The organism is Nocardia glycosmidis, assembly GCF_052545115.1.
Map to the genome: position 1 here is coordinate 133,811 of NZ_JBQWRH010000017.1, position 10,746 is coordinate 144,556.

Below are 10,746 nucleotides of genomic sequence, written 5' to 3' on the forward strand. Positions count from 1 at the left end.
GGTGCCCCTTTCGGCATGGCTCATACCGTCACCCCGAGAATCTCCGCCGCGGTGCGTACCGCGACGATCGCACGGTCCAGGTCGATACCCCCGGCGGTCGAGGCGACGGTGACGGATCCGCCGTCGCGCACTGCCTGTCCGATCGCGCGGCGTTCGCCGGATTCGAATGCACCGAATGTGCGGCGCAGCAGCGGAAGTGTCTCCACGAACGTGTCGTCGCCGAGGCCGCGCAGCCAGTCGTCGATGAGCCGCAGCAACTCGCGATCGTGGACGAGCAGCAGTCCGCGACCGCCGAGGAACCCGTCGATCCACGCCGCCTTGGCGGCGGCGGGGTTGCCGACCGACAGGGCGGCGGAGAGCCTGCGCGCGGACTCGGACTCATCGATGCGGCCCGCGTCGGCGAGCAGGCGGACCGCGCGCCCTATCAGGGCACCGTGCACGTCGTCGCGGTCGGCGACGCGGCGCAAGGCAGCCAGCCACTCGCCGGTCGCCCAGCTGTCATCCCTGGTGTGGATCGCGGTGTGTGCCGCGTCCAGCAGCGTGCGCAGTTCGGTGGCGGCGTCGGTGTCCAACCCGGTGACCGCGGCCGACAACCCTGCGCAGATACGCACCAGCAGCCCATCGGCGACATGCGCCAGCGCCTTGGTGTCGGTGCCGCGCACGTCGCCGTAGCGCAGGGTCCGGGTCAGGCCGGGCAGCGCGGCGAGCAGGTGCGTGACGTCGTGATCGAGTGCGGCGGTGGACTCCAGCCGGGCGATCAGTCCGTCGGTGGCGCCGCCGAGATCGGCGAGCAGCGCCACCTCCAGCGCGGCGGTGAGCTCGCCGACGGTGCGGTCGGCGCGGCCGGCGATATCGAGGATCTTCGCCTCCGCGGCGGTGCGGATGGTGGTGCCCCAGCGGGACGCCTCGATGATCGAGATGGCGTACTCCGGCTGCCACTGCAGCGTCCAGGTTTCCCGGAAGGTGCCGGTGCTGCGCACATCGCTCGTGCCGAGAGTGCCCCAGTCGATCTCCAGCACCCGCAGCCGGTGTAACAGGCGCGAGCGCGCGACCTCGCGTTCTTTGCGCAGGTCGAGGTCGACGGTGCGGGCCAGCGGCTGCTGCTTCATCCGCAGCGAACGAATCGTGGCGCGCAGGTCGGCCTCCAGCGGCACGGTCGGGGTCCGCTCCGGTACGGCGCCGAGGGCTTCGCCGACGACGAGTTCGCTCACCACCAGCCGCAGCATCGTCTCGTCGCCGCCGCACAGCACCGACCGGGTGGCCTCGGTGACCTCCGACAGACCGGCGAGCGGCCGCCCACGCAGCGCCGCGAGAGTGCCGGCGAGACGAACGGATTCGATGACGTGCGCGCTGGAGACCGGCAGGTCGTGGGCGCGCAGTACCCCGGCGACCTTGGTCAGCCACCGGGCGATCGGCTGCGCGGTCTCGGTGAACAGGTGGTGGTACCAGCCCGGCGAGGTGACCCCGGCGCCGTAGCCGGAGGACGTGGACAGCCGCGAGTGCGTCCACGGAACCCAGGTGAGCCGGGCTCTGGTCTTCGGGAGCCCTTTCAACAGCCGGGCATCCGGCGCGGCCGGACCGAGCGCGCCCGTCAGCGCGGGCGCATGCCATGCGCCGCACACCACGGCCAGCCGTGTCGCCCCGTCCTTGAGCGCCTTTCGCATGGTCTGGCGCATATAAGCCTCGCGACGCAGCGTGTGGGCGTCGATGGTGATCGGCTCATGCCGACGGGCGACCTCGGTGTCGAGAAGTGCTTCAGCGACCGAATCCGGTTCCGGCGCTACGGCCTCCGTCGATTCGTCCCGAGCCGGCTCGTCGTGGGCGGACAGAGCAGGTGTGGGTTCCTGTGCGCGGCGACTGCGTTCGGCGGACTCCCGCAGCGCGCCCATCGCCTCGGTGATCGGTTCGAATGCGTCCGCGTCGGGGACGGATTCCACGATCGCGTCCCACCAGCGTTCGGCGTCGTCGTATCCGCCCGCCTCGGCCAGTGCGGCGAGCGGATCGAACCGGTCGGCGGGCTCGTCCTCGGCCGCGAGGACGATGGTGGCGGGTAGATCGCAGAACCGCACGGGCACATCGTTGTCCACGGCGTAGCGCAGCGCTTGCCATTCGGGGGAGAACACCGCGTACGGCCAGAACGCGGCTTTGGCGGGCGTGTCGGGAACGTACGCCAGCAGGGCGACCGGTGGGGTCATCCCGTCGGCCGCGACGTAACCCACCAGTGGATCGGCGTCGGCGGGGCCCTCGATGAGAATCATGTCGGGACGAAACGCCTCCAGGGCCAGGCGCAGCGAACGCGCCGACCCGGGACCGTGATGCCGGATACCGAAAACCTCGGTCACCGGCTGGGATTCGGGAATCACCCGGTGACCTCACGGCAGGCGCGGTAGAAATCCGCCCAGTCCGGCCGCTCCCGGACCACGGCCTCCAGGTACTCGGTCCACACCACCGCGTCGGCCACCGGGTCCTTGATCACCGAGCCGAGCACCGCGCCCGCGATATCGCAGGCCCGCAGCACGCCGTCGCCGAAATGGGCCGACAACGCGATGCCGTTGGTGATCACCGAGATCGCCTCGGCGGTGGACAGCGTCCCGGACGGGGACTTGAGTTTGGTCCGGCCGTCGGCGGTGCTGCCGGAGCGCAGTTCCCGGAAGACCCGCACCACCCGCCGCACCTCCTCGGCCGCCGCGGGCACGGCGGGCAGTTCCAAGGCGGAGCCGAGCTGCTCGACGCGTCTGCTGACAATGGCGACCTCCTCGTCCTCGCTCGCGGGCAGCGGCAGCACCACCGTGTTGAACCGGCGGCGCAGCGCGGAGGACAGTTCGTTCACGCCGCGGTCACGGTCGTTGGCGGTGGCGATCACGTTGAAGCCCTTGGCCGCCTGCACCTCCGTACCGAGTTCGGGCACCGGAAGGGTCTTCTCCGACAGGATGGTGATCAGCGCGTCCTGCACATCGGAGGGGATGCGGGTGAGTTCCTCGATCCGGGCGATGGCGCCGCCGCGCATGGCGGTCAGCACCGGCGACGGCACCAGCGCGCCTTCGCTCGGTCCTTCGGCGAGCAGCCGCGCGTAGTTCCAGCCGTACCGGATCGCTTCCTCCGCGGTGCCGGAGGTGCCCTGCACCAGCAGGGTCGACGCACCACTGATGGCGGCGGAAAGATGTTCCGAGACCCAAGTTTTGGCGGTGCCGGGAACGCCGAGCAGCAGCAGTGCCCGGTCGGTGGCCAGCGTCGCGACCGCCACTTCCATCAGCCTGCGTGGGCCGACGTACTTCGGCGTGATGACGGTGCCGTCATCGAGGGTTCCGCCGAGCAGGTAGGTCACCACCGCCCAGGGCGACAGCCGCCAGGACGGCGGGCGGGGCCGGTCGTCGGCGGCGGCCAGGGCGCGCAGCTCGTCGGCGTAGGCCTGTTCGGCGTGCGGGCGCAGCAGGCTCGGGTTGGGTTCGGCGGTGGTCACTGCAACTCCTCGAGCATCATCGAGCGGTAGTGGAGGTCGTGGGCGAGCTGGTCGAAGGCCTGCTCCCAGGCGGGATCGTCGCATCGGCGTGCCACCGCGGACAGCGTCGGCGCCGCGGTGACGGGGAGGTGGACGGCGGCGGAGGCGAGCAGCGAGCGGTGTGCGTTCGGGGAGACGCCGTGCGCTTCCGGGCGCCGCGCCGCGGCCCGCGCCCGCTCGAACAGCAGCAGGATCACATGCTGTGCCAGCGCCTCGGGCCACGGATGTCCCATCGCGGGCAACAGCGCCTCGATCTCGGAGAGCCAGGAGCTGTCCAGCCGCACCAGATGCGCGGTCCGATCCGGCAGCGGCAGCAGGGCGAACAGCTCCCGCCGGCGCAGCATGGCCAGGTCCGTCGGCACGCCCGATTCGAACAGCGCTCGGGCCCAGGCCGAATCACGTTGGGCCAGTGTGGCATCCACCCAGCCGTCGAAAACCGGTTGCCGGAACCGTTCCTCGACCGTGGCCCGCACCGCCTGCTGCGGGGTGCCGAGCAATTCCGCCCAGTGCGACAGCGGCGTCGCCGCGACAACCTGCCGAAACCGGGCCGCGGGCACGTCCGGCGCGGCGTTCCAGCGGTAGGCGAACTCGACGGTGCGGTCGGTGATCCCGTCGCGCTGGGTGGCCGCGTCGAGCGTTTCGGGCAGCGCGAGGACCAGATTCGTGTGCCGTATCCGGCGCTCGATGCGAACCCACGAATTCGCCCTGGTGCGCATGCGCTGCGCGAACGCCGATTCCGGCAGCCGCGCGAGCAGTCCGGCAGCGGTGTGGCGCACGTCCGCGCGCCGGTCGTCCAGCGCCTGCTCGAGCAGGGGTTCGTCCTGCGGATCGAGTCCGTCGGAGAGCACCCCGAGCAGTTCGGACTTGATCGGACCGGATTCCTTCGGCCACGACGCCGCGAGCTGTGTCCTGGCCGCGTCGGGGTCGTCACGGCGGAGCCGGGTGAGCCAGTCGCGTCGCTCGGGCGGCTGTCCGAACCGCCAGGTGTCGGCGGAAGTCGTGGCGGCAGACCGCCGGGTCAGATCGCGCCACTGCGGATGCTGCGCCGCGAGCCAGCTACCGCGGGTGCCCGCCAGGCGCAGCAGGGGCTCGCGTAGGGCGGCGTCGACCTTCGCGTGCTCCAGCAATTGCTCGCACAGCGCGTCCGGGGCCCGATAGTCGTGCGGAGCCGCCGCGTCGAACCATTCGGGGAGGAACGCCGAGCGCTCGCGCAGCATCCGCGCCAACCGGGTAGCCGCTGGACGCGGTACCAGCGGCCGGGCGTCATCGGGAGCCGGATCGGGTGCGGTCGCGCTGGTCGGCACGACCCCGCCACGCAAGAAAAGGTCCTGGAGCGCCGCCGATTCGAGTAGCCGGAGGGTGGGGTCGGCCGACAAGTGATCCGCCGCGCGCGCTATCGGAGGCGCCAGTGCGGCAAGATCCGGTGTCCGGCGCGCAGTGCCGAGCAGGGCCGCGGAGGTCAGATCGGCGTGCCCGGCGGGGGATCGGGGTGTCTGGTGTCCGGCCACGTCCTCGCGCGTCAGGTCGATCACCTCGCCGGTGGCGAACACCGAAATCGGCGCCAGCCCATCGGCATTCCACTCGCCCAGGACTGTCACGGGGTGGCCGCCGGAGACGGCGAGCAGGGTCCACGGGCTCTCGGCAGCCCGGATCGGCAGCGCCCCGCCCTCGGATTCGGTGACGTACCAGCCCTGTTCGGTCCGTGCGGGCACCACGTCCACCAGCAGCATCGGCCACGAGCGCAGCCATGGATCGGCGCCGAGGGCGGCGGCATGATCGGCCAGCGCGGCGGCGAGCGTGGCGGGACGGTCGGTGTCGGCGGGCAGCGTGGTGAAGGGTTCGGCGGGGCCGTGCCGTTCGCCCCAGAGGGCACGCAGCGGCGCGGCACCCGGATAGAAATGCAGCTCCGCGTCGGACAGTTGCCCCAGCGCGGGCAGATCGGCGGGGAAGCTCGCGGAACCGAAGGAGTGGTCGACGACCAGCGCCCATCGCCCGGTCACCCGCCCATGCAGCCAGGTACGGCGGGTGTAGAGACGCTCCTCCTCGGTGACCCGCAGGCCGAAGACCATCCACCGGTCGCGGACCGGAGTTTCGGCGCGCACCGCTTCGGCCGGGGTCGGGTAACCGATGTGGGTACGAATGCTGGCGCGCAGCGCGGGTGGCGCGGAGTCGATCTGCCGGTGCGCGGCGATCAGCAGGTGCATCCGCGCGAACTCGCACAGCACGACGTCGGGCCAGTCGCTCCTGGTGGACGCCGTGGTCGGTAGCTGCCGCAACGCTGAAGCGAGGCCGGGAGCCTGCGCGTCGACCATCCTGGCGGCGATGGCTTCGAAGGCGCGGAACGAACGGTCGCTCTGCGCCAGCCCGGTGCGCACCTGATCACCGAGCCACACATCGAGTTCCTCCAGTCCGGCGGTCACGCGCACCCTGCGCTGCTGCGCGGTGGCCGGGTTCGGCGTGCGAGACCGGTCCGGCGCGGCGGCTCGCGCCATGCGACCGCCGAGCCAGGACGCGGCGTAGTCCGCGATCTGCGCGGCGGCCGGAACCTCGCCTGCGGCCCAGCGCAGCAACAGCGACAGCGCGTGCTTACAGGGGAACTTCCGGCTCGGACAGGAGCATCGATAGGCCGGGCCGGACAGGTCGACGATCGTTTGATACGGGGTGGCGCCGCTGCCCTGGCACAACCCCCACAGCGCGGTACCGCGGTGTCCGCTCTCCCGCCAGCGGCTCACCAGTTTGCGCGCCGACGCCAGCGAACTCGCATCCGGCGCCACCGCCGCGACCTGCGCTTCGGTCCACGGCGTCGGCGATGCTGTTGGCGCCGGCAGCGTCGGCGGCGTTGTCATCAAACGGCTCCAGTTCGGTGGTGGCTCATCGCTTTCCTTCATTCCTCGGTTGACCGGAGTTCTACCGCAGCGCACCGACAGGTACCGCGGCCGGCGGCATGCCGCGCACGGAACCGATTGTCTCGGCGTCACATTCGCCGGTATGGCAAATGTTGCACCGGATGATCTGCTCTGGCATCCTGTCCTGTTCGGCTCGACCGAGCCACCCATACGGGTGCTGACACCATCGAACTGCCCGCAGGGGTTGGCACGAGGGGTGGACATCGAAGCGCGGCGCAGGCGTTTCGATGACCATATCCACCCCCGCGGGCAGATTCGCATCGCCGAGGTGGCGATTCGGGCGTGATCGGGTAGCGTTTCGCACAGCTTCGACAAGGCACCGCGCACGGGGCCGGAGGACGTCTGGCGGCTCGATGGTGGAGGGTTTGTTCGCGTGCGTATGGATCCCGATGCCGTCCAGGCCGTCGGTTCGTCCGATGCGTCGCCCCGATTGTCTGCTCTGCCCCGATTGTCGGAGGTGGTGACTCGGCGTCTCATCGAGGACCCCGCGGTCACGCCGTCGGTCACGCGGACCGTCCTGCGCGTCCTGGGTGCGGTCGAATCGGATGACGCGGCAACGGCATTCGAGCATTCCGGCATCTTTCTGAGCGCCATTCGCGTGCGCGGCTTCCGCGGCATCGGGCCGGAGACGACACTGCAGCTACCGTCGGGTCCCGGCCTGACCCTCGTCGTCGGTCGCAACGGCAGCGGTAAATCCAGTTTCGCCGAGGCCGCCGAACTTGCTCTGACCGGCGGAAACCGTCGTTGGGACGGTCGCTCGGCGGCCTGGCGGGAAGGATGGCGAAACCTGCACGACGGCGCGGCGGCCCGCATCGAGTTGGAGCTGCTCACGGCGGGCGAGACGCCACGGCTGACCATCGCCAAAGAATGGTCCGCCGGCGCGGAGCTGTCCGACGCGCACTGGACCCAGCGCTATCCGCCGGGCCCGCCCACCGAATTCGACACCGAGCGGTGGGCGGCACAGCTCGAGCTGTACCGCCCGTTCCTGTCCTACAGCGAACTCGGTGCGTTGGTCGACGGCAAACCGAGCGACCTGTTCGACGCGCTGCACCAGCTGCTCGGACTGGACGAACTCACGCTGGCGCAGGAACGCATCCGGATGCGCCGCCTGGAGCTGGAACGCGCTGTCCGGGACTCGCGCCGGCAACGGCTGGAACTGCTCGAGCTGCTCGGCGCGGTGGCCGATGACCGGGCGGTTCGGGTGGGCGCTCTGCTGCGGCCGGCTCAGCCGGATCTCGCGGCCATCGACCGCGAGGTGCTCGGTTCAGTGGACGACCCCGCCGGAAAGGATGGCTTGCGGGCGATCGTGCGGCTCGCGCTGCCCGCAGGCACGGAGGTGGAGGCGGTGGCCGCCCGCCTCGAAGTATGCGCGGCGGCACTCACCGAGGGCGCCACCGCCGACGCGGAGGCCGATCTGCGTGTGCTCGAACTGCTACGCACCGCGCGGGAGCATCAGACGGCGAGCGGGAGCTGTCCGTGCCCGGTGTGCGGCCGCGGCACCCTCGACGAGGGCTGGGCGCGCGAGGCCGACTCCGCGATAGCTCGGCTCGCCGCCCGTGTCGACGCGCTCACCACCGCTCGCGTCGAACTGGGCAACGCCATGCGGGTTGCCCGGGCGCTCCCGGAGCTCATGCCGGCCGAACTGGATTTCGATCCGCGCAATCCGCCATCGGTGGACACCACCGCGGTGCGGGAAGCGTGGGCCGACTGGGCTGCGTTGACCACCACCGATTACACCCCGGACCTACCCGACCGGCTTCGCGGCGCGCACTCGCGACTGGTCGGCGAACTCGACCTGCTGCAACAGGGCACCCGCAAGGAACTCGACCGCCTGGACGAGGTGTGGACGCCGCTGGTCCCGCGGATCGTGCAGTGGCTGGACGGTGCCCGCGAGGTCGCCGCGAACGCGGCCGAACTGCGCACGGTCAAAAAGGCCGAGGACTGGCTGAAGTCGGCCACCGCCGGTCTGCGCGGCGAGCGCATGACACCCCTGGAGACCACGGCCCGCTGGGTGTGGCGCACCCTGCGGCAACAGAGCAGTGTCGAGCTGGGCGCGATCCGTCTGCAAGGCAACGCGGGCACCGCACGCCGCGTGCTGCTCGACGTGACCGTGGACGAGGTGGACGGCGCCGCGCTGGGCGTAATGAGCCAAGGCGAGCTGCACGCGCTGGGCCTTTCGCTGTTCCTGCCGCGGGCCACGGTGGAGCAGAGCCCGTTCCGTTTCGTCATGATCGACGACCCGGTCCAGGCGATGGACCCGGCCAAGGTGGACGGCCTGGCTCAGGTGCTCGCGACGGTCGCGGTCAGCCGTCAGGTAGTGGTTTTCACCCATGACGAGCGCCTCGCCGAGGCGGTGCGGCGGATGCAGCTGGAGGCGAGCGTGCTCGAGGTGCAGCGCCGCGACCGTTCTGTGGTCGAAGTGCGGGTGTCCAGCGACCCGATCCGCCGCTACCTCGACGACGCCCGCGCACTGGTACGCACACCGCAACTGCCCGCGGCGATCGCCGACGAGCTGGTGGCCACGTGCTGCCGCTCCGCGGTGGAGGCCGCCAGCCTGGCCAGGGCCCGGCGCACCCTGCTCGCCGCGGGCATGAACCACCGCGAGGTCGAACGCCACATCGACGCCGCGCACTCCACCAGGGCGAAGGTCGCGCTGGCGGTCTTCGGTGTCGGCAGCAAGGTAGACGATCTGAACAAGAATCTCATCGCGCGGGAAGGGCGGTGGGTGGTGGACGCACTGCGCGACGCCACCGCGGGCGCACATGTGCCGATCGGTCGCGACATGCGCGAACTGATCGGTGAAACGGAGAAGTTCGTCGCGTGGCTGGCTCGGTGACGCGCCGGTGAGCGAGCGAACAAGGGACGCGGCCGGGCCCGCGCTGGTGCCGTGGCTGACGGTCGGCGAGGCGCAGACATGAGCGGACGGCGTCACCCGTCCGGTGCACGCCGCGGCCATGCGGGCGGGCGCGCACCCCGGCGCGGCGAACGCGGTCCGAAGAACGGTGCGCGGCGCACACCTGCGAATCATCCATCGGTGACCGAGCGGCTGGAGACCGTGGATCTGCTGCTCGCCGGATCGGTGACCGACGCCGGCGGGTTGTGGTCGCGCGCGACGGCATGGATTCTGCGGATCGCTCTGGAACAAGCCGTCGACGAGCTGTGGTCGCGGCAGGCGCCCGCGCTGATCCGCTGCCCGATGCGGGCGCAATTGATCGCGCTGCGCGCCTTCGCCGGCCCGGACGTCGCCGCGCGGGTCGCGGTCCTGTGGGCGACGCTATCGCGCGCCGCACACCACCACGACTACGAACTCGCGCCCAGCGTCACAGATCTGCGGCGTTGGCGCGAACAGACCCTCGCTCTCGCCGCGGAGCTGGCGGCTGTCGACGCGCGCCGGCAATAGGCGGCTGCCTCGCCTTCGCTCGGCCCGGCGCGGTGCTATGGACGGACTTCGTCCGGCAGCGTTGTCGGTGCGGCTGCCTCAGCTTTCGCTCGGCCCGGCGCAGGGCTGTGGACGGACTTCGTCCGGCAGCGTTGTCGGTGCGGCTGCCTCAGCTTTCGCTCGGCCCGGCGCAGGGCTGTGGACGGACTTCGTCCGGCAGTGTTGCCGGTGCGGCTGCCTCAGCTTTCGCTCGGCCCGGCGCGGGGCTGTGGACGGACTTCGTCCGGCGGCGTTTTTGGTGCGGCTGCCTCGGCTTTCGCTCAGCTCGTGCTGGTCTCGCTCTCGGCTTCGACCACTTTCTCGGCGTGGACGTTCGCTCCCCAGCCGACGTGGGCTTCGGCGCGCATGCGGTCGACCATGTGTGGGTAGTGCAGTTCGAACGCGGGGCGCTCGGAGCGGATGCGGGGCAGTTCGTAGAAGTTGTGCCGCGGCGGCGGGCAGCTGGTGGCCCATTCCAGCGAGTTGCCGTAACCCCACGGGTCGTCCACGGTGACGACCTCGCCGTAGCGGTAGCTGCGGAAGATATTCCACAGGAACGGCAGCAGCGACCCGCCCAGGATGAACGCGCCGATCGAGGAGATCGTGTTGAGCACAGTGAAGTCGTCTGTGGGCAGGTAGTCGGCGTAGCGGCGCGGCATACCCTCGGCGCCGAGCCAGTGCTGCACCAGGAAGGTGGTGTGGAAACCCACCAGCGTCGTCCAGAAGTGCCACTTGGCCAGGCGTTCGTCCAGCATGCGTCCGGTCATCTTCGGGAACCAGAAGTAGATGCCCGCGAAGGTGGCGAACACGATGGTGCCGAACAGCACGTAGTGGAAGTGCGCCACGACGAAGTAGGTGTCGGTGACGTGGAAGTCCAGCGGCGGGCTGGCCAGGATGACACCGGACAGACCACCGAACAGGAA

Annotated in this window: 7 protein-coding genes; 3 read left to right on the forward strand and 4 right to left on the reverse strand. The window is 70.8% G+C overall.

Features of this window, described 5'->3' with window-relative positions; all coding sequences use genetic code 11:
• Window positions 1-20: 20 nt before the first annotated feature.
• From ACT86A_RS21370 to ACT86A_RS21380, 3 genes are read right to left on the reverse strand one after another with little or no spacing between them, the layout of a single operon-like run.
• On the reverse strand, window positions 21-2,363 hold the full coding sequence (locus ACT86A_RS21370) for a DUF5682 family protein (RefSeq protein WP_445093950.1): 2,343 nt from the start codon (window positions 2,361-2,363) through the stop codon (window positions 21-23).
• The gene (locus ACT86A_RS21375; RefSeq protein WP_445093951.1) at window positions 2,360-3,460 is read right to left on the reverse strand and encodes an ATP-binding protein; all 1,101 of its coding nucleotides are present in this window, start codon (window positions 3,458-3,460) and stop codon (window positions 2,360-2,362) included. Before ACT86A_RS21375 ends, ACT86A_RS21370 begins: the two co-directional genes overlap by 4 nt.
• Window positions 3,457-6,345 (reverse strand): SWIM zinc finger family protein, encoded by a 2,889-nt coding sequence (locus ACT86A_RS21380; protein WP_445093952.1) that lies wholly within the window; start codon window positions 6,343-6,345, stop codon window positions 3,457-3,459. The genes ACT86A_RS21375 and ACT86A_RS21380 overlap by 4 nt, the downstream gene beginning before the upstream one ends.
• A gap of 142 nt (window positions 6,346-6,487) precedes the next feature.
• Between ACT86A_RS21380 and ACT86A_RS21385 the strand changes: the two genes are divergently transcribed.
• The 3 genes from ACT86A_RS21385 (at window position 6,488) to ACT86A_RS21395 (ending at window position 9,805) form a co-directional block, all read left to right on the forward strand.
• Window positions 6,488-6,691, forward strand: coding sequence for a hypothetical protein (locus ACT86A_RS21385; protein ID WP_445093953.1), 204 nt, complete (start codon window positions 6,488-6,490; stop codon window positions 6,689-6,691).
• A 93-nt stretch (window positions 6,692-6,784) separates the two neighbouring features.
• The gene (locus ACT86A_RS21390) at window positions 6,785-9,241 is read left to right on the forward strand and encodes an AAA family ATPase (protein WP_445093960.1); all 2,457 of its coding nucleotides are present in this window, start codon (window positions 6,785-6,787) and stop codon (window positions 9,239-9,241) included.
• 198 nt (window positions 9,242-9,439) lie between these two features.
• A complete protein-coding gene (locus ACT86A_RS21395) occupies window positions 9,440-9,805 on the forward strand; it encodes a hypothetical protein (protein WP_445093954.1) in 366 nt (121 codons plus the stop codon).
• Between the two features lie 299 nt (window positions 9,806-10,104).
• Here ACT86A_RS21395 and ACT86A_RS21400 read toward each other — a convergent pair.
• Window positions 10,105-10,746 (reverse strand): cytochrome c oxidase subunit I (locus tag ACT86A_RS21400; protein ID WP_445093955.1); only part of this gene is annotated, 642 nt, incomplete at its 5' end.